The organism is Azotobacter armeniacus (assembly GCF_054779355.1).
This window is the reverse complement of sequence record NZ_BAAGYK010000033.1, coordinates 14,411-33,168: the sequence shown is the minus strand read 5'-3', so window position 1 is coordinate 33,168 and position 18,758 is coordinate 14,411. Positions and strand designations below refer to the sequence as shown.

Annotated in this window: 19 protein-coding genes; 12 read left to right on the top strand and 7 right to left on the bottom strand. The window is 67.8% G+C overall.

Going from position 1 to position 18,758, the window contains the following annotated elements; genetic code table 11:
* Positions 1 to 69: 69 nt before the first annotated feature.
* Both recG and ACYVD0_RS06925 read right to left on the bottom strand, forming a co-directional pair.
* Complete coding sequence (recG, locus tag ACYVD0_RS06930) at positions 70 to 2,145, bottom strand: ATP-dependent DNA helicase RecG (protein WP_460426137.1); 2,076 nt, start codon at positions 2,143 to 2,145, stop codon at positions 70 to 72.
* Positions 2,142 to 3,077, bottom strand: a complete 936-nt coding sequence (locus tag ACYVD0_RS06925) for a hydrogen peroxide-inducible genes activator (RefSeq protein WP_460426136.1) — start codon at positions 3,075 to 3,077, stop codon at positions 2,142 to 2,144. Before ACYVD0_RS06925 ends, recG begins: the two co-directional genes overlap by 4 nt.
* A gap of 88 nt (positions 3,078 to 3,165) precedes the next feature.
* Here ACYVD0_RS06925 and ACYVD0_RS06920 point away from each other — a divergent pair, with 88 nt between their 5' ends.
* A complete protein-coding gene (locus ACYVD0_RS06920; protein ID WP_460426135.1) occupies positions 3,166 to 4,026 on the top strand; it encodes an SDR family oxidoreductase in 861 nt (286 codons plus the stop codon).
* Position 4,027: 1 nt separating this feature from the next.
* Here the strand turns inward: ACYVD0_RS06920 and ACYVD0_RS06915 are convergent, their stop codons facing one another.
* A complete protein-coding gene (locus ACYVD0_RS06915; protein WP_460426134.1) occupies positions 4,028 to 4,585 on the bottom strand; it encodes a DUF6436 domain-containing protein in 558 nt (185 codons plus the stop codon).
* Positions 4,586 to 4,696: 111 nt separating this feature from the next.
* Here ACYVD0_RS06915 and bipL point away from each other — a divergent pair, with 111 nt between their 5' ends.
* A complete protein-coding gene (gene bipL, locus ACYVD0_RS06910; protein ID WP_460426133.1) occupies positions 4,697 to 5,635 on the top strand; it encodes an alpha/beta hydrolase in 939 nt (312 codons plus the stop codon).
* A gap of 50 nt (positions 5,636 to 5,685) precedes the next feature.
* On the opposite strand, the gene ACYVD0_RS06905 is transcribed toward bipL, so the two are convergent.
* Positions 5,686 to 6,429, bottom strand: coding sequence for a DUF2059 domain-containing protein (locus ACYVD0_RS06905; protein WP_460426132.1), 744 nt, complete (start codon positions 6,427 to 6,429; stop codon positions 5,686 to 5,688).
* 92 nt (positions 6,430 to 6,521) lie between these two features.
* Between ACYVD0_RS06905 and ACYVD0_RS06900 the strand changes: the two genes are divergently transcribed.
* The 4 genes from ACYVD0_RS06900 to ACYVD0_RS06885 all read left to right on the top strand — a co-directional run bounded on the left by ACYVD0_RS06900 (position 6,522) and on the right by ACYVD0_RS06885 (position 9,854).
* Positions 6,522 to 7,163, top strand: coding sequence for a 2OG-Fe(II) oxygenase (locus ACYVD0_RS06900; protein WP_460426131.1), 642 nt, complete (start codon positions 6,522 to 6,524; stop codon positions 7,161 to 7,163).
* A gap of 44 nt (positions 7,164 to 7,207) precedes the next feature.
* Positions 7,208 to 7,711, top strand: a complete 504-nt coding sequence (locus ACYVD0_RS06895) for a 2-thiouracil desulfurase family protein (protein ID WP_460426130.1) — start codon at positions 7,208 to 7,210, stop codon at positions 7,709 to 7,711.
* 132 nt (positions 7,712 to 7,843) lie between these two features.
* Positions 7,844 to 8,917, top strand: a complete 1,074-nt coding sequence (locus ACYVD0_RS06890; RefSeq protein ID WP_460426129.1) for an AbrB family transcriptional regulator — start codon at positions 7,844 to 7,846, stop codon at positions 8,915 to 8,917.
* Positions 8,918 to 8,948: 31 nt separating this feature from the next.
* Positions 8,949 to 9,854, top strand: coding sequence for an AEC family transporter (locus ACYVD0_RS06885; protein ID WP_460426128.1), 906 nt, complete (start codon positions 8,949 to 8,951; stop codon positions 9,852 to 9,854).
* A 75-nt stretch (positions 9,855 to 9,929) separates the two neighbouring features.
* On the opposite strand, the gene serA is transcribed toward ACYVD0_RS06885, so the two are convergent.
* Positions 9,930 to 11,159, bottom strand: coding sequence for a phosphoglycerate dehydrogenase (gene serA, locus ACYVD0_RS06880; RefSeq protein WP_460426127.1), 1,230 nt, complete (start codon positions 11,157 to 11,159; stop codon positions 9,930 to 9,932).
* 207 nt (positions 11,160 to 11,366) lie between these two features.
* Here serA and ACYVD0_RS06875 point away from each other — a divergent pair, with 207 nt between their 5' ends.
* The 3 genes from ACYVD0_RS06875 to ACYVD0_RS06865 all read left to right on the top strand — a co-directional run bounded on the left by ACYVD0_RS06875 (position 11,367) and on the right by ACYVD0_RS06865 (position 14,607).
* On the top strand, positions 11,367 to 12,758 hold the full coding sequence (locus tag ACYVD0_RS06875) for an FAD-binding oxidoreductase (protein WP_460426126.1): 1,392 nt from the start codon (positions 11,367 to 11,369) through the stop codon (positions 12,756 to 12,758).
* Positions 12,759 to 12,924: 166 nt separating this feature from the next.
* Complete coding sequence (locus ACYVD0_RS06870; protein WP_460426125.1) at positions 12,925 to 13,590, top strand: fumarylacetoacetate hydrolase family protein; 666 nt, start codon at positions 12,925 to 12,927, stop codon at positions 13,588 to 13,590.
* Between the two features lie 108 nt (positions 13,591 to 13,698).
* Entirely contained in the window at positions 13,699 to 14,607 is a 909-nt protein-coding gene (locus ACYVD0_RS06865) for an SdiA-regulated domain-containing protein (RefSeq protein ID WP_460426124.1), read from the top strand.
* 37 nt (positions 14,608 to 14,644) lie between these two features.
* Here the strand turns inward: ACYVD0_RS06865 and rpiA are convergent, their stop codons facing one another.
* Positions 14,645 to 15,319, bottom strand: a complete 675-nt coding sequence (gene rpiA / locus ACYVD0_RS06860) for a ribose-5-phosphate isomerase A (protein ID WP_460426123.1) — start codon at positions 15,317 to 15,319, stop codon at positions 14,645 to 14,647.
* A gap of 148 nt (positions 15,320 to 15,467) precedes the next feature.
* Here rpiA and ilvA point away from each other — a divergent pair, with 148 nt between their 5' ends.
* Both ilvA and ACYVD0_RS06850 read left to right on the top strand, forming a co-directional pair.
* Complete coding sequence (ilvA, locus tag ACYVD0_RS06855; RefSeq protein ID WP_460426122.1) at positions 15,468 to 16,982, top strand: threonine ammonia-lyase; 1,515 nt, start codon at positions 15,468 to 15,470, stop codon at positions 16,980 to 16,982.
* A gap of 43 nt (positions 16,983 to 17,025) precedes the next feature.
* On the top strand, positions 17,026 to 17,436 hold the full coding sequence (locus ACYVD0_RS06850; RefSeq protein ID WP_460426121.1) for a DUF2269 family protein: 411 nt from the start codon (positions 17,026 to 17,028) through the stop codon (positions 17,434 to 17,436).
* 3 nt (positions 17,437 to 17,439) lie between these two features.
* On the opposite strand, the gene ACYVD0_RS06845 is transcribed toward ACYVD0_RS06850, so the two are convergent.
* Entirely contained in the window at positions 17,440 to 18,093 is a 654-nt protein-coding gene (locus ACYVD0_RS06845; RefSeq protein ID WP_460426120.1) for an HAD family hydrolase, read from the bottom strand.
* Between the two features lie 165 nt (positions 18,094 to 18,258).
* On the opposite strand from ACYVD0_RS06845, the gene ACYVD0_RS06840 reads away from it, so the two are divergent.
* The gene (locus tag ACYVD0_RS06840; protein ID WP_460426119.1) at positions 18,259 to 18,738 is read left to right on the top strand and encodes an RNA pyrophosphohydrolase; all 480 of its coding nucleotides are present in this window, start codon (positions 18,259 to 18,261) and stop codon (positions 18,736 to 18,738) included.
* Positions 18,739 to 18,758: the final 20 nt, after the last annotated feature.

Genomic DNA, 18,758 nt, shown 5'->3' with positions numbered 1-18,758 from the left:
CGGATGGGGCGAGGTCGGGGGGAGTATAACCAGTCGGCCGGGCGCTGCACTGACTTGGGCCAGTATGGCTCAGACTTGCCCGTACTGCTGGCCATGCCGCAGCCAGCGCTCCAAGAGCGGACTGACATGTTGCGGCCAGCGCGCCAACAGGCTCTGCGCCGCCTCGCGCACTGCCGGCAGCAGATCGGCATCGCGCATCAGGTCGGCCACCTTGAACTGTAGAAGACCGGTCTGGCGGGTGCCGAGCATCTCGCCGGGGCCGCGCAGCTCCAGGTCCTTCTCGGCGATGACGAAACCGTCCGAGGTCTCGCGCATGATCGCCAGGCGCTCGCGGCCGAGTTGCGACAGCGGCGCGTGATAGAGCAGCACGCAGTGGCTGGCCGCGTTGCCGCGGCCGACTCGCCCGCGCAGCTGGTGCAGCTGGGCAAGTCCCAGGCGTTCGGGGTTCTCGATGATCATCAGGCTGGCGTTGGGCACATCCACGCCCACCTCGATCACCGTGGTGGCGATCAGGAGTTGCAGGTGGCCCTGCTTGAACTCATCCATCACCGCGGCCTTCTCCGCCGGTTTCATGCGTCCGTGGATCAGTCCGACGGCCAGCTCGCCAAGGGCAGAGGAGAGCTCCTCGAAGGTGGTCTCCGCCGCCTGGCAGGTCAGCTCCTCGGATTCCTCGATCAGCGTGCATACCCAATAGGCCTGGCGGCCCTCGCGGCAGGCGGCGCGGACCCGCTCGATCACCTCCAGCCGCCGGCCGTCGGCGATCACCAGGGTGTTCACCGGGGTGCGCCCGGGTGGCAGTTCGTCGAGAATCGAGGTGTCGAGGTCGGCATAGGCACTCATCGCCAGGGTACGCGGGATGGGCGTGGCGGTCATGATCAGCTGGTGCGGGCAGAGGCGGCCGTCGACGCCCTTTTGGCGCAAGGCCAGGCGCTGTTGCACGCCGAAGCGGTGCTGTTCGTCGATGATCGCCAGGGCCAGGTTGCGAAAGCGCACCTCATCCTGAAACAGTGCGTGGGTGCCGACCACCATCGGGCAGCCGCTTGCGATCCTCTCCTGTGCCGTAGTGCGGGTCTTGCCTTTGAGCTTGCCGGCCAGCCAGGCGAGGTCAATGCCCAGCGGCTCCAGCCAGCGGCTGAAGTTGAGATAGTGCTGCTCGGCAAGGATCTCGGTGGGTGCCATCAGCGCCACCTGATAACCCGCCTCGATGGCCTGCAGCGCGGCCAGGGCGGCGACCACTGTCTTGCCGGCACCGACGTCGCCCTGCACCAGACGCAGCATGGGTTCCGGCTGGCTGAGGTCGTGGGCGATCTCGGCGCCGACGCGCCGCTGGGCGCCGGTGGGGGCGAAGCCGAGGTTGCCCAGGAACAGCCGCGGCAGCCTTCTGGCCGGTGGCAGGGCCGGCGCCTGCTGGCTGCGCAGGCTCTCGCGCAGCCGCTGCAGGGACAACTGGTGGGTCAGCAGCTCCTCGAAGGCCAGGCGGTGCTGGGCCCAGTGACGGCCTTCGGCCAGCTCTTCGAGGTCGGCGTCCGGTGGCGGCCGGTGCAGGTAGCGGATCGCCTCGTCCAGCGCGCCGAGGCGGTGGGCGCGGGCCAGCTCCGCCGGCAGCCAGTCCGGCAGGCTGTGCGGGCCGAGGCGGGCCAGGGCCTGATCGGTCAGGCCGCGCAGGCGCTGCTGGGTGAGGCCCTCGGTGCTCGGGTAGATGGGTGTCAGGGTCTGCTCCACCGGCGCCGGTTCGACGCCATTCTGCGCGCGGTATTCCGGGTGGTAGATCTCCAGGCCCGAGGCGCCGGGGCGCACCTCGCCGTAGCAGCGCAGCAGGGTGCCGCGCTTCAGGCCATCGCTCTGCGCCTGACTGAAGTGGAAGAAGCGCAGGCCGAGGGTGCCGCTGCCGTCCTGCAGGCGCACCAGCAGGCTGCGCCGGCGACCCATGACGATGTCGGCGGCGGCCACCGTGCCTTCGACCACCGCATCCTGGCCCGGGCGCAGGGCGCCGATCGGGGTGATGCGGGTGCGGTCCTGGTAGCGCAGCGGCAGGTGGAACAGCAGGTCCTGGAGGTTTTCCAGGCCGACCCGGGCGAGCTTCTCGGCCAGCGCCGCGCCGACGCCCTTGAGCGCCGTGACCGGAACCTCCGCCAGTCCGCTCATGCCGTCTGTTGGGCAGGCCCGGTCGGCGAATGGGTCACCGAGCACAGGCGGATGGAGTTGGCCAGCAGCTCGATCGCCTTCGGCCGCGGGAAGCTGGCGCGCCAGGCGATGGCCACGGTGCGGAACGGCACCGGCGAGGTCAGTGGGCGGACCTCGAGCACACCGGGGGCGTAATGGTGACTGTTCACCGCGCTGAACGGCAGCACCGAGATGCCGAGTCCGGAGGCAACCATGTGGCGGATGGTTTCCAGCGAGCTGGATTCCACCGTGGTGTGGCGGTGCGCCTCGTCAGTCTTGCGCAGCGACGGGCAGGCCTCCAGCACTTGGTCGCGGAAGCAGTGGCCCTCGCCGAGCAGCAGCAGGCTTTTGTCGTTGAGCATCTCGCTGTCGATGGCCTGCAGTCGGGTCCAGGGATGGCCGGCCGGCAGCAGGGCGTAGAAGGGCTCGTCGTAGAGCGGCTTGGTCAGCACGTCCGCCTCGTTGAACGGCAGGGCGACGATGATCGCGTCGAGTTCGCCGGTGCGCAGCTTGTCGCGCAGCACATGGGTGAAGTTTTCCTCGATGTACAGCGGCATCTGCGCCGCCGCCTTGTGCAGCTGCGGAATCAGGTGCGGGAACAGGTAGGGGCCGATGGTGTAGATGGCGCCGACCTTGAGCGGCGCGGCCAGCTGGTTCTTGCCGGCCTGGGCCAGTTCGCGGATGCTCTGCGCCTGCTCCAGCACCTTCTGCGCCTGGGTGACGATGCCCTCGCCGACCGGGGTCAGGCGCACGGCGGTCTTGCTGCGTTCGAAGATTGGCACGCCGAGCTCGTCCTCGAGCTTCTTCACGCCCACCGAGAGCGTCGGCTGGCTGACGTGGCAGCGCTCGGCGGCGCGTCCGAAATGCTGTTCCTGGGCGAGGGTGACGATGTAGCGCAGTTCGGTGAGGGTCATAGCAAATTTCCATTAGCTCCCCAGCAAGAATAGCCTTTGCTTGGCCGAGAACCAACCATGCCCGCGGGGGCCACAGGAGGAGAATCGGATGGAAACCACACATCCGGTGCTGCTGATCGCCGGTTGCGGCGACGTCGGCAGCCGGCTCGGCGAGCGGCTTGCCGCCGCCGGCTGGCGCGTGCATGGTCTGCGCCGGCAGGTGGCGGCTTTGCCGCCGGCGATCCTGCCGCTGCGCGGCGATCTCGAAGCTGCGCAGTGTCCGCCGGACTGGCCGCCGGGGCCGCTCGACTACCTGGTCTACAGCGCGGCGGCCAGCCGTCACGACGAGCCCGGCTACCGTGCCGCCTATGTGGATGGCCTGCGCCATGTGCTGGACTGGCTGGCGCGGCACGGCCAGCGGCCGCGGCGGTTGCTGTTCGTCTCCAGTACCGGGGTCTACGGCCAGCAGGACGGCGAATGGGTCGACGAGACCTCGCCGACCGAGCCGTCGGGCTTCTCCGGGCGGATCCTGCTGGAAGCCGAGCGCCTGGCGTTGGGTAGCGGCCTGCCGGCCAGCGTGGTGCGCCTCGCCGGCATCTACGGGCCCGGCCGCGAGTGGCTGATCGGGCAGGTACGCCGCGGTGGCCGGGCGGTCGAGGCGCCGCCGCTTTACGGCAACCGCATTCACCGCGACGATGCTGCCGGGCTTTTGGCCTTTCTGCTCGAGGCCGATGCCCGCGGCGTTCTGCTGGCCGACTGCTATCTGGGCGTGGACGATGCGCCGTCGCCGCTGCACGAGGTGGTGGCCTGGCTGCGCGGGCGGCTGGGTGTGACCGGCGAGGGCACGGAGACCATCGGCCGGCGCGGCGGCAGCAAGCGCTGCAGCAACGCGCGGGCCCGCGCCCTCGGCTGGGTGCCACGCTACCCCAGCTACCGCGAGGGCTATGCGGCACTGCTGGACGGGACCTGAGTCAAGGCGCCTGCCAGTCGCAGAAACAGCCCTCGGTCAGGGTTCCGCCGGTACGCACTGGGCGGCCCTCGAGCACGGCGTCGAGGACCGGTTCGACGAAGCTGTTGGCCGAGGTGCAGGTCGCGCCCACGCTGTAGGGGCCGAAATAGGCCAGGCGGCCTTGACGGTCCCAGATGGCTAGCGCCGGGCTGGCCGGTAGCCGTTCGCTGCCGGGGAGCGGCGCCAGCGGCTGCAGCACGGCCAGTGCCGGCGGCAGGCCTCCCCGGCTGCCCGGCCTCTGCACGGCATGGAAGACCACCCCCTGCGGGGCATAGCGCTCGACCAGTTCGGCCAGATGCTGCTGGTTGCCGACGTTGCAGGGACAGGCCGGGTCGTGGAAGTGCACCAGGCGGATCGGCCCGGGCCCTTCCAGCCCGGGCGGCAGGCGCAGGTCGGCGGCGTCGAACAGCACTGTCCGCTGGTAGCGGCCGCGGTACCAGTCGTAGGCTGCGGCCAGGACGGCAAGGCAGAAGAGGCCGAGCAGAATGGCAAGCAGGGTCTTGCGCTTTGGGGAAAGCATGGCGTAAAGACGGGATAAGGGTGCCCAAGCTTGCCATGTCGTGTTCGCCGAATGAAGCGTGCCGGCGTGGTGGGCCGCTGGGCATAGCTTCCTCTCCGGACGAGCCGTGCCATGTCAGAGTCCTTTCAGCCCGACCTCCTGCGCCCCCTGCTGCAACCTCTGGTCGCGGGCGGCGACGAGCTGCCACAGATCCAGGCCTACCGCCGCTACTACGGGCTTGACCTGGGCGAGCAGTGGCCAGGGGTGCAGGGCCGCCTCGGCTGTTTTTCCGTCGGCGCCTACCGAATCGTCGCCCAGGTTTGGTGGCCGGCGCAGCCGCGTGCGACGCTGCTGCTGATGCATGGCTACTACGATCACATGGGCCTCTACCGGCACGTCCTCGACTGGGCGCTGGGCATGGGCTTCGCCGTGCTCTCCTGCGATCTGCCGGGGCACGGACTATCCAGCGGCGCGCCGGCCAGCATCGATGACTTCGCCGAGTATCAGGCAGTGTTCCAGGGGCTTCTGGACGAGGCCGCCGCACTCGACCTTCCCAAGCCCTGGCACCTGTTCGGGCAGAGTACCGGCGGCGCCATCCTGCTGGACTACTTGCTGACCGGCGCGCCGCGGCCCGAAGTGGGCGAGACCCTCCTCTTCGCACCGCTGGTGCGGCCGCGCAGCTGGACGCTGTCGAAGCTCAGCTACCAGGCGCTCAGGCCGTTCGTCGCATCGATCCCGCGGCGCTTCACCGACAATTCTGGCGACGAGGCCTTCCTCGAATTCATCCAGCGCGATCCGCTGCAGGCACGCATCCTGCCCACCGCCTGGGTCGGCGCGCTGGCGCGCTGGATCCCGCGGATCGAGGGTGCGCCGCGCAGCGGGCGCAGTCCGCTGATCATCCAGGGCGATGCCGACCTGACCGTCGACTGGCGGCACAATCTGGACGTCCTGCAGGGCAAGTTCCGTGATCCGCAGCTCCTGATGCTACCGAGCGCGCGCCATCACTTGGCCAACGAGCGCGAGGCGGTGCGCCAGCGCTACTTCGAGTTTCTCCGCGAGCGGCTGGGCTAGGGCCTGTCAACATTTCCGCAATCGGGGAAATAATTGATGACAGCCCCTAACTATTGCTGGCCGACCGCCAGGCCGGCGCGCAGGGCGGACAGGGCGGCTTGGTAGTAGGCCTGGCCGGCGGGGGACTGGGCGAAGTCGACGAACTCCTCCAGCTCGGGGTCGGACAGGTCCCGATAGACATACATCAGGGTGTTGTCCAAGTCCTGCTCGATCTCCTCGCGGATGCGCTGGCGCTGGTTGTCGAACATGCCGAGGGTCTGGTCGCCGCCGCCGAACAGGCCGAAGCCGGGCACCATCTGGCTTAGGCTGTCGGCCGCCACGCCGGCCAGCGCCAGGCTGAGTTCGGCACCGGCCTCGCCGGCCGGAATGGCCTGGGCCAGGTGGCGGATCAGCAGGCGGCGGGTGGCGTCGGCCTGCATGCGCGGCAGGCCGTTGGCGTGCCTGGCCAGTTGGTCGCTGCGGGTGGCGGCCAGTTCGGCGGCGACGATCTTGCGTCCCAACGGGCTCTCGAAGAAGGTCAGCGCCGGACCCGGCTGGGCCAGCCGGGAGCGCAACGCCGCCAGGGCGCGGCGATCCATGGCCTGGGCGGCGAAACGCTGGTTGCTGTTATTGACCAGGGCCTGGTAGATCGCCGGCGGCAGGTTGGCACGGTAGCGCTGCTGGGCGGCAGCGAGGGCGGCGTGGAAGTGCTCGCGCTGCTCTGGCCAGCCTCCGCTCCGGTAGAGCTGCAGGTAGTCGTCGGCAAAGCCGGGCAGGCTGAGCAGGGCGAGGACGAGGAAGGCGAGGGCGCGCATGGGAGCTCCGGTCGTTCGTGGCACTATTGTCGACGGCCCCATGCGCAAAAGTCGAGTGGCCGTATCTGCATGGCGGCAGGCGCCCTGCTAGAATGCCGTCCATGCATCCCTCCTCCGCTCATCTCCTGCTGCTGCGCATCGTCGACGATCTGGCCGGCCTTGGCTGGTCGCAGCAAAGCATCTTCCTGCCGCCGATTCTGACTGCCGAACTGGCGGCGGAATGTCGTGCGCGGGCGGCTGCCGGCGAGCTGACCCCCGCCGCCATTGGCCGCGGCGACCGGCAACTGGTGCAGGAGGGCGTGCGCGGCGACTACACCGCCTGGCTGGAGTCCGGCCAGTGCGCCCCGGGCGATGCCTATCTGGCGCTGATGGAGTCCCTGCGCCAGACCCTCAACCGCGAGCTGTTCCTCGGTTTGGAGGAGCTGGAGTGCCACTTCGCGCTTTATCCGCCGGGGGCCTACTACCAACGTCACCTCGACCGCTTCCGCGACGACGACAGTCGCTCGGTGACCGTGGTGCTCTACCTCAACGCAGCCTGGCAGCCCGACGAGGGCGGCGAGTTGCGCCTGTACCTGCCGGGCGGCCGGGCGCACGACGTGATGCCGCAGGGCGGCAGCCTGGCCTGCTTCATGTCGGCGGACTTTCCCCATGAGGTGCTGCCGGCGACCCGCGATCGGCTGTCGCTGACCGGCTGGTTTCGGCGGCGCGCCGATAATCCCCTGGAAACCCTGTAGGCCGGGCCGCTTCGCGGTCCGCGCCGCCGCATCGGAGCCCCGCCATGCAGAAGATCTTGGTCAGCCGCTGCCTGCTCGGCGAGCCGGTCCGCTACGACGGTGGCACCCATGGCCCCTTCGCCCTGCTCGAGGCTTGGCGACGCCAGGGGCGCCTGGTGGCGGTCTGTCCGGAGGTTGCCGGCGGCCTGCCAACGCCCCGCCCTCCGGCGGAGATCCCCGGCGGGCAGGGCGCCCGGGTGCTGGACGGCGAGTGCGGCGTGGTAACGATCGACGGTGCGGAGGTCGGCGCGGCCTTCCTCGTCGGCGCCCGGGCCGCCCTGCAGCTGGTCAAGGCCCACGGCATCCGCCTCGCCGTGCTCAAGGCGCGCAGCCCCTCCTGCGGCAACCGCGAGAACTACGACGGCAGCTTCGGCGGCTTGCGGGTGCCCGGCGAGGGCGTCACCGCCGCGCTGCTCAGGCGCCATGGGGTGCTGGTGTTCAGCGAGGAGGATCTTGAGGCCGCGGCCGCCGCCCTGGCGGCGCTGGAGGCGGGCGGCGGCGTTGCCTGACGATGCCCTGGTATTGGCTTCCACCAATTGCTACCTAACGCCGGATAGACCTGTTCAATCGAGCTGTCGATAATTCCCCTGAGTGTACCTTTTCGTACAGATGACACTCATCCTCGCCATGGAGAATTGGAGTTGTCGCAGTCGCCGCGCTTTTCGCTTCGTACCTGGCCACCTGCATTGCAGTGGCTGGCCCTGCTGGTCACCGCCGGGGCCGGCGGCTGGCTGCTCGGCCACTGCGGCCTGCCGGCCGCCTGGTTTCTCGGCCCCATGCTGGTGGCCGTGGTCTTCGGCGTCTGCGGCGCGACCATCCACATGCCCATGCCGGCCTTCAAGCTGGGACAGGGCTGCGTCGGCATCCTGGTCGCCCAGTCCATGACCCTGTCGGTGCTGCTGACCCTGGCGCACTCCTGGCACGTGATGCTGCTGGCGACGGCGCTGACCCTCGCCCTCAGCCTGCTGGTGAGCCTGGGGCTGGTCTGGTTCGGCGGCATTCCCGGCAGCACCGCCGCCTGGGGGATGGCGCCGGGAGCTGCGTCCGCCATGGTCTCGATGGCCGAGGAGGACGGCGCCGACGGCCGTGTGGTGGCGACCATGCAGTATGTGCGGGTGGTCTGCGTGGTGCTGGTCGGGGCGCTGGTCGGGCACCTGACCGGCTCGCCGGGCACCGGCGCCGAGCCCCTCGGCATGCCGCTGCTGCCGGGAGAGACCGCGCTGGCGGATCTGGGGCCGAGCCTGGCGCTGATTCCGTGCGGGGTACTGGCTGGCGCGCGTCTGCCCGCTGGCGCCTTGCTGCTGCCGCTGCTGATCGGCGCTGCCCTGCAGGTGGGTGGCGTGCTGCGGCTTGGTCTGCCGGACTGGCTGCCGCCCTTGGCCTATGGGGCGATCGGATGCTATATCGGGTTGCGTTTCGATCTTGCGACGCTGAGCCATGTCTGGCGCCGCCTGCCGGCGATGATCGTCGGCGCGGTGGTGCTGATCGTGCTCTGCGCGCTATCGGCCTGGCTGATAGCGCTGCTGCTCGGCAAGGACTTCCTCTCGGTCTATCTGGCGACCACCCCCGGCGGGCTGGATGCCATGGCGATCATCGCCGTGGACACCCGCTCGGATGTCGGTCTGGTGCTGGCCATGCAGGCCCTCCGCCTGTTCGGGGTGATTCTCACGGGAGCCTTCTTCGCGCGGCAGATCATGCGCCTGGCGCAGCGCTAATCCCCCTTCAAGCTGCCGGAGTTCTTCAGTCGTGGCCGTCCTGCAAGCAATTTTGCCTATCTTCGCCCTGATCGTGCTGGGCTACGCTCTGGGCCACCGTCAATGGCTGAGCAACCAGACCGCCAAGGAACTTGGCAACCTGACCTTCAAGCTGTTCATGCCGATGCTGCTGTTCAGCGGCATCGCCAAGGCTGCGCTGGACGAGGGGTTTTCCCCCGACCTGCTGGTAGCCTACTTCGTGCCGGCCCTGGGCATCTTCGCCGGGGTGAACCTGATCGGCCATCGCCTGCGCGGGCGTCCCACGCCGTTCGGCCTGACCGCCGGCTTCTCCAACAACGTGCTGGTGGGCATCCCGCTGGTGGCCAGCCTGTTCGGCAGCCCTGGGCTGGTCTACGTGTTCACAGTGCTGGCCTTCCACAGCCTGCTGCTGTTCTCCTTCCAGAGCCTGTACGGCGCGCTGGCCGGCAAGGAGGTTGTGAATATCCGCTCCCTGCTGCTGAACCTGGCCAACCCGATGATCGTCGGGCTGCTGCTGGGAGTGCTGCTGAACCTCTCCGGCTTGCAGCTGCCCGATCCTCTCGAGCACCTGACCCAGTGGCTGGCCCAGGCAGCGCTGCCCTGCGCACTGATCGTGCTCGGGGTCAGCCTCTCGAACTACCGCCTGCGCCCCAGCCGCGAGGCGCTCGGCATCGTCTTCGCCAAGCTGCTGGTGTTTCCGCTGGCGGTGCTCGTCCTGTGTGCCGGGCTCGGGCTGGGTCCGCTGGCCAGCTCGGTGCTGACCGCCATGGCGGCCTGCCCGAGCGGAGTGAACGTGTTCGGCTTCGTCCGCCATCAGGAGGACAGCGGGGTGGTCAGCTCGGCGATCACCCTGTCGACTCTGCTGGCGGCCCTGACCCTGCCGCTGTGGGTGTTTCTCAGTGGGCATGTCCTGCCCTAGAAACGACGAGGCCCGTACCTGGGCGGTACGGGCCTCGTCATCAGGGACGGCCTGCGGGCGCGAGGCGCCGGCCTCTCAGAACAGCACGCGGCTGCGAATGGTGCCGTTCACCTGCTGGAGCTTTTCCAGGGCCATTTCCGAGTACTCGGCGTCGACGTCGATCACCACGTAGCCGACCTTCTCGTTGGTCTGCAGGAACTGGCCGGAGATGTTGATGCCGTTCTCGGCGAAGACCTTGTTGATCTCGCTCATCACCCCGGGGACGTTCCGGTGGATGTGCAGCAGACGGTGCTTGCCTGGGTGGGAGGGCAGGGCCACCTCCGGGAAGTTGACCGAGGATACCGAGGTGCCGTTGTCGCTGTACTTCACCAGCTTCTCGGCCACTTCCGAGCCGATGTTGGCCTGGGCCTCCATGGTCGAGCCGCCAACATGCGGGGTGAGGATGACGTTGTCGAACTCGCGCAGCGGGCTGACGAACTCCTCGCCGTTGGCGCGTGGCTCCACCGGGAACACGTCGATGGCCGCGCCGTTCAGGTGCTTGTCGGCGAGAGCCGCGGCCAGCGCGTCGATGTCGACCACGGTACCGCGGGCGGCGTTGAGCAGAATGGCGCCTTTCTTCATGGCGCGGACTTCCTTGTCGCCGATCATCCACTTGGTCGCGGCGGTTTCCGGCACGTGCAGGGTGACGATGTCGCACTGGCCGAGCAGGTCGTAGAGGTTGCCGACCTGGCTGGCGTTGCCCAGCGGCAGCTTGGTCACCACGTCGTAGAACAGCACCTGCATGCCCAGGCTCTCGGCCAGCACGGAGAGCTGGGTGCCGATCGAGCCGTAGCCGACGATGCCGAGCTTCTTGCCGCGGATCTCGTAGGAGTTGCTCGCGCTCTTCAGCCAGCCGCCTCGGTGGCAGACCGCGTTCTTCTCGGGAATGCCGCGCAGCAGCAGGATCGCCTCGGCGAGGACCAGTTCGGCCACCGAGCGGGTGTTGGAGTAGGGCGCGTTGAACACCGCGATGCCGCGCTCGCGGGCGGCCTCCAGGTCGACATGATTGGTGCCGATGCAGAAGCAGCCGACGGCGACCAGCTTCTTCGCACAGTCGAAGACCTCCTCGGTCAGCTGGGTGCGCGAGCGGATACCGACAAAGTGGGCGTCGGCGATCTTCTCCTTCAACTGGTCCTCGGGCAGCGAGCCGGCCAGGTATTCGATGTTGCTGTAGCCGGCAGCCTTGAGCGTGTCCAATGCAGTCTGGTGAACGCCTTCCAGCAGAAGGAAGCGGATCTTGCTCTTGTCGAGAGAGGTCTTGCTCATCTACGTAAACCTATTTTCCTGGAGGTGTGTGGCGATGTAGGCGGGCAGCTTGGGTAGTGCTGCCCGAAAAGGGCTACAGCCGTTCCGGAAATCGGCATGCGGCACGACTCACGGGGCGGCTATGCTAGCATATCGAGTTCGCTAAACCGCCATCCCTGGTACTTGAAGAGTACTCAGGCCGGCCATGAGTCCTGTGAGAGTTGCGCCATGACCAATCCTGCCCTGATCGACGAGTTGAAGACCCTGGTGGAGCCCGGCAAGGTGCTCACCGACGCCGATTCCCTCAACGCCTATGGCAAGGACTGGACCAAGCATTTCGCTCCCGCCCCCCTGGCCATCGTGTTCCCGAAGAGCATAAAGCAGGTCCAGGCCATCGTCCGCTGGGCCAATGGGCGCAAGGTCGCGCTGGTGCCCTCGGGCGGGCGCACCGGGCTGTCCGCCGCCGCCGTCGCCGCCCATGGCGAAGTGGTGGTGGCCTTCGACTACATGAACCAGATCCTGCAGTTCAACGAAATCGACCGCACCGTGGTCTGCCAGCCTGGCGTGGTGACCAAGCAGCTGCAGGACTTCGCCGCGGACAAGGGGCTGTACTACCCGGTCGACTTCGCCTCGGCCGGCTCCAGCCAGATCGGCGGCAATATCGGCACCAATGCCGGCGGGATCAAGGTGATCCGCTACGGCATGACCCGCAACTGGGTAGCCGGCCTCAAGGTGGTCACCGGCAAGGGCGACCTGCTCGAGCTGAACAAGGATCTGATCAAGAACGCCACCGGCTATGACCTGCGCCAGCTGTTCATCGGCGCCGAAGGCACCCTGGGCTTCGTCGTGGAAGCCACCATGCGCCTGGACCGCGCGCCGACCAACCTCACCGCCATGGTCCTCGGCACTCCAGACCTCGACTCCATCATGCCGGTGCTGCATGCCTTCCAGGACAAGATGGATCTGACCGCCTTCGAGTTCTTCTCCGACAAGGCACTGGCCAAGGTGCTGGCGCGTGGCGACGTGCCGGCGCCGTTCGAGACCGAGTGTCCCTTCTATGCGCTGCTGGAGTTCGAGGCCACCACCGACGAGCGCGCCGACCAGGCGCTGGCCACCTTCGAGCATTGTGTCGAGCAGGGCTGGGTGCTGGACGGGGTGATGAGCCAGAGCGAGCAGCAGCTGCAGAACCTGTGGAAGCTGCGCGAGTACATATCCGAGACCATCTCCCACTGGACGCCGTACAAGAACGACGTCTCGGTCACGATCGGCAAGGTGCCGGCCTTTCTCAAGGAAATCGACGCGATCGTCGGCGAGCACTACCCGGATTTCGAGATCGTCTGGTTCGGCCACATCGGCGATGGCAACCTGCATCTGAATATCCTCAAGCCCGATGCCATGGACAAGGACGAGTTCTTCGCCAAGTGCGCGACGGTGAACAAGTGGGTGTTCGAGATCGTCGAGAAATACAACGGCTCGATCTCCGCCGAACACGGCGTGGGCATGACCAAGCGCGACTACCTGGGCTACAGTCGCTCGGAGGCCGAGATCGCCTACATGCAGGCGATCAAGGCGGTATTCGATCCGAACGGCATCATGAACCCCGGCAAGATCTTCTCCTGACACGCCTGTGTCCCGGACGCAGGCCCGTGCGGTCTGCGTTCCTGCCCTTTTCCGCTCCTGGTGCCCGTGCCCGGTGCCCGCGCCCGGAAAAGCCTTCGATGCCGTGTGGATTTGCCGTAGAGTCGTCGCCATGGAATTCAGGCCATAAAAACACGAGGAGCCTTGCATGAGTTACCAGCACCAATACATCGACGGTACCCGCATCCACTACCCGCTGGGCAAGGTGATCTGCGTCGGCCGCAACTACGCCGAGCACGCCCGGGAGCTGAACAACCCGGTGCCCAGCGAGCCCCTGCTGTTCATCAAGCCGGGCAGCTGCACCGTGCCGCTGGAAGGCGGCTTCGCCATTCCGCGGGAGCGCGGCGCGGTGCATTACGAGGCGGAGATCGCCGTGCTGATCGGCAAGCCGCTGTCGCACCAGCCGAGTGTCGAGGAGGTGCGCGATGCCATCTCCGGCTTCGCCCCGGCCCTCGACCTCACCCTGCGCGACGTGCAGGCCGGGCTCAAGGAAAAAGGCCTGCCCTGGGAGCTGGCCAAGGCCTTCGACGGCGCCTACGTGCTGGCTCCCTTCGTGTCCGGCGACTCCGTCGAGGACCTCGCCGACATCGGCATTCGCCTGAGCATCAACGGCGAAGTACACCAGGATGGCAACAGCCGCGACATGCTCAATCCCATCGTGGCGCTGATCCAGCACATCGCCGGGCACTTCAGCCTGCAGCCGGGCGACGTGGTGTCTACCGGCACGCCGGCCGGCGTCGGCCCGCTGCAGGGCGGCGACAGCCTGGTGCTGGAGCTGACCGGTCTGTCCCGCTTCGAAAGCCGGGTGCTCTGAAGCCTCCGGCCGGGCGCGCCGGCGCCGCCCGGTCGCCTGGCATTTTCATCTTCAAGTAAGTCGGCTCTGGCACGCTTCCGGGCGGCCTTGTCCTGCGGAAGCCAATCCATGCCCATTCCCTTTGCCCGTGCGCCCCGCCGGCGCCTGCTGCTCAATCTCGCCCTGCTGCTGCTTGCCCTGGCCGTTCTGATCGTTGGCCGAGAGTGGCGCTGGCTCGACCTGGTCCGGCTGTCCTGGCAAGAGCGCTCGGCCACTCCGCAGGCGCGCGCCGCCGGCGTCTGGCTGCCCGACTACCGGCTGGCGCTGGAAACCACGCTGAACGGACTGGAGCAGGACGAAACCTCCGGGCTGACCTGGAACCCGCAGAGCGGCACCCTGTTCACCGTCACCGGCAAGCATCCCCAGCTGGTGGAGCTCAGTCCCGAGGGTGCGGTTCTGCGGCGCATCCGCCTCACCGGCTTCTCCGATCCGGAAGGGGTGGAGGCGCTCGGCGACGGGCGCCTGGCCATCGTCGATGAGCGCCGCCGCCAGCTGGCGCTGTTCCGCCTCCCGCCGGGCGTGGACAGCTTCGATCTGGGCGATGCGCAGCGCCGCGACCTCGGTTTCGCCGACGCCGGCAACAAGGGCTTCGAGGGACTGGGCTGGGACGCGCGGACGAACCGCCTGCTACTGGCCCTGGAGCGCCCGCCGGCGCTGTTCGGCCTGGCCGTCGCCGAGGGCGGAATCGTCGGCGGTCTGCAGCCGCTGCCCGGCGAGCGGCTGCCGGTGCGCGATCTGTCCTCGCTGACCGTCGACCCGCGCAGCGGTCATTTCCTGTTGCTTTCCGACGAGTCCCGGCTGCTGGTGGAGCTCGACCGCGAGGGCCGGCCGTTCAGCTTCATCAGCCTGCTCGGCGGCTTCAACGGTCTGCATCGCGGTATCCGTCAGGCCGAGGGCGTGGCGATGGACGATGCGGGCAATCTCTACGTGGTTGGCGAACCGAACCGCTTCTACGTGTTTCGCAAGGCGCAACCCTGAATCCGGGCAGGCGTCCGTTCCTGTCCCTGCTGCGGGATCAGGGGCGCTCGATCCGCTCCACCCCGTTGCCGGTGCCGAGCAGCAGCAGGTCGGCCGGACGCGCGGCGAACAGGCCGTTGCAGACCACCCCGACGATATTGTTGATGTCTGCTTCCAGCTGTCTGGGATTGATGATCTGCAGATTGTGCACATCGAGGATCACGTTGCCGTTGTCTGTCGTCACGCCCTCACGGTAGACCGGGTCGCCGCCCAGCCTGAGCAGCTGGCGCGCCACATGGCTGCGGGCCATGGGAACCACCTCCACCGGCAGCGGGAAGGCGCCGAGGAAATCGACCCGCTTGCTTTCGTCGGCGATGCAGATAAAGGTCTTGGCTACCGCGGCGACGATCTTCTCGCGGGTCAGCGCGGCGCCGCCGCCCTTGATCAGCTCCAGGTACTTGTTGCACTCGTCGGCGCCATCCACGTAGAACTCCAGCTCGATGACGCTGTTCAGGTCGTACACCGGGATGCCGTGGCCCTTGAGGCGGGCAGCGGTGGCTTCGGAGCTGGCCACGGCGCCGTCGAAGGCCATCCGGTGACGGGCCAGCAGGTCGATGAAGAAGTTGGCGGTGGAGCCGGTGCCGACCCCGACGACGCTCTTCTCGGTGAGCTTTGGAAGGATGTAGTCGAGGGCGGCTTGGGCCACGGCCTGCTTGAGCTGGTCCTGGGTCATGCTGGGATCTTCGTCGGAGGGGGAAGGTGGGGCAATTATAGCCGCGTCCGGTTCGGCCTGGCGCCCGCCGGCACGCCGATGGTGGTCGGCCACGACGGTGACGGGGTAGACTGCCCGGCATTCCTTTCCTGCTCCCCGATGTCCTCCGATGCTCGAACAGTACGTCAAGAAGATCCTCACCTCGCGCGTCTACGACGTCGCCGTCGAAACTCCCCTGCAGCCCGCCCGCCAGCTTTCCGAGCGCTTCGACAACCAGATCCTGCTCAAGCGCGAGGATCTGCAGCCGGTGTTCTCCTTCAAGATCCGCGGCGCCTACAACAAGGTGGCCCAGCTGAGCGAGGCGGAACTGGCACGCGGCGTGGTCACCGCCTCGGCCGGCAATCATGCCCAGGGCGTGGCCCTGGCGGCGAAGCACCTGGGCATCAAGGCTGTCATCGTGATGCCCAGGACCACTCCGGAGATCAAGGTCCAGGCGGTGCGCGCCCGCGGTGGCAAGGTGGTGCTGCACGGTGATGCCTTCCCCGATGCGTTGGCCCATGCGCTGAGGCTGGTTGAGGAGAAGGGGTATACCTTCGTGCCGCCCTACGACGATCCCGATGTGATCGCCGGCCAGGGCACCGTGGCCATGGAGATCCTTCGCCAGCAACCGGGCCGGCTGGATGCCGTCTTCGTACCGGTCGGCGGCGGCGGGCTGATCGCGGGCATCGCCGCCTACGTGAAATACCTGCGCCCTGAGATCAAGGTGATCGGCGTCGAGCCGGAGGATTCCAACTGCCTGCAGGCGGCGCTGGCCGCCGGCGAACGGGTGGTGCTGCCGCAGGTCGGGCTGTTCGCCGATGGCGTGGCGGTGGCGCAGATCGGCGCCTACACCTTCGACATCTGCCGCTACCATGTGGACGAGGTGGTCACCGTCAGCACCGACGAGATCTGTGCGGCGATCAAGGACATCTACGACGACACCCGCTCGATCACCGAGCCGGCCGGCGCTCTGGCAGTGGCCGGAATCAAGCGCTACGTCGAGCGCGAGGGGGCGGCCGGGCAGACCCTGGTGGCCATCGACTCCGGCGCCAACATCAACTTCGACCGCCTGCGTCATGTCGCCGAACGTGCCGAACTGGGCGAGAAGCGCGAGGCGATCATCGCCGTGACCATCCCCGAACAGCCGGGCAGCTTCAAGGCGTTCTGCCAGGCTATCGGCAAGCGGCAGATCACCGAATTCAACTATCGCTACAACCGCCCGGACCACGCGCACATCTTCGTCGGCGTGCAGACCCATCCGGAGAACGATCCGCGCGAGCAGCTGGTGGCCAGCCTGCGCGAGCAGGGCTTCCCGGTGCTCGACCTGACCGACGACGAGCTGGCCAAGCTGCACATCCGCCACATGGTCGGCGGCCACGCGGCGGGTGTCAGCGACGAGATGGTGCTGCGCTTCGAGTTTCCCGAGCGGCCCGGCGCGCTGTTCAACTTCCTCAGCAAGCTCGGCGGGCGCTGGAACATCTCGATGTTCCACTACCGCAACCACGGCGCCGCCGACGGCCGCGTGGTGGCCGGCCTGCAGGTGCCGGCGGGCGAGCGCCACCTGCTGCCGGCCGCTCTCGACGCCATTGGCTATCCGTACTGGGACGAAACAGACAACCCGGCTTACCGGCTGTTCCTCGGCTGAGCCGCTCACGGCATCCGGCTGACCTGACAAGGACGAGGGCCCGATGGAAAACTTCCTGCTGTTCAGGGTGCTGCATGGCGTGGCCGGCGTGCTGCTGTTCGTGGCCTTCTTCGCACTCACCGGGTTCTGCTGGCGGTCGCGCCGCGTCGCGGCGGAGGGGGTGCCGCTGCGCCCGTCGCGGTGGCCCGCTCTCTGCGCCGGCCTGCTGCTGCTCTGCCTGGTCGGTTTGCCGGTCAGTGGCTGGTGGCTGGCGCATCTGGCCGGCTGGCCGTTGGGGCAGCGCTGGCTGCTGGGCAGTTCGCTGCTGTTCCTGCCGGGGGCGTCCTGCGGACTGTGGCTGGCGGCGCGGGTCGCTGGTCGGGTAGCGGGCATCCGGTTCGGTCTGGGGCTGGCTGTGGCGGGGCTGCTGTGCTTCGCCGCCATCCTCGGGCTGATGGTGGCGAAGCCCGTCTGAGGCTCAGCGCAGCGAGATCACCGGCCAGCCACGCCGTTCGGCTTCCGCCTGCAGGCGCGGGTCGGGGTCGACCGCCACCGGATGGCTGACCCGCTCGAGCAGCGGCAGGTCGTTGTGCGAGTCGCTGTAGAAGTGGCTGCCCTCCAGCGAATGGCCGGTTTCTGCCAGCCAGCGGTTCAGGCGCTCGACCTTGCCTTCCTTGAAGCAGGGCACGTCAGTGGTACGCCCCGTGTAACGGCCGTCGGCCATTTCGCATTCGGTGGCAAGCAAGGTGTCGACGCCCAGACGACGGGCGATCGGTGCGGTGACGAAGCGGTTGGTGGCGGTGATGATCGCCAGCTTGTCGCCCTGGCTGCGGTGCCGCTTGATGAGTGCCTGGCCCTTGGCGAGGATGATCGGCTCGATGCACTCGCGCATGAACGCCTGATGCCACTCGTCGAGCACGGCCAGCTCGGTGCGGCCGAGGATCTCCAGGCTGAAGTTCAGGTAGTCGACGATGTTCAACTGGCCGGCCAGGTAGTCTTGGTAGAAGGCGTCGTTGCGCGCCTTGTAGGCTTCGCCGTCGAGGATGCCGCGCTCGCAGAGCCAGTCGCCCCAGGCATGGTCGCTGTCGCCGGCCAGCAGGGTGTTGTCGAGATCGAATAGAGCCAGACGCACGCTAGAACCTCGGTCAGGGAAGGGGAATCGGAGTGCGGCGAAGCATAACGGTTCCACGGCAAAAAAAGCAGGAGCGCCGCCGGTGCTCCCCCTTGTCCAGCCCGCTTCTGGCGCGAACCTTTTTATGGAACAATGCACGCACATGCGTTCGCAAGGTTCATTGTCGTGATCGACCCCGATGGATTTCGCCCCAATGTCGGCATCATCCTGACCAATGACATGGGTCAGGTGCTCTGGGCGCGGCGGATCAACCAGGATGCCTGGCAGTTTCCCCAGGGCGGCATCGACGCACGGGAGTTGCCGGAAGACGCGCTGTTCCGCGAGCTCAACGAGGAGGTTGGGCTGGAGCAGCGGGATGTGCAGATCCTCGCCTGCACCCGTGGCTGGTTGCGCTATCGGCTGCCGCAGCGCCTGGTGCGCTCGCACAGCCAGCCGCTGTGCATCGGCCAGAAACAGAAGTGGTTTCTCCTGCGGCTGCTCTCCGACGAGCAGCGCGTGCGCGTGGATCTCACCGGCAAGCCCGAATTCGACGGTTGGCGCTGGGTCAGCTACTGGTATCCGCTGGGCCAGGTGGTCGCCTTCAAGCGCGAAGTCTACCGGCGTGCCCTGAAAGAACTCGCTCCGCGCCTGCTGGCGCGCGACTGATCAGACGGAGCTCGATGCGA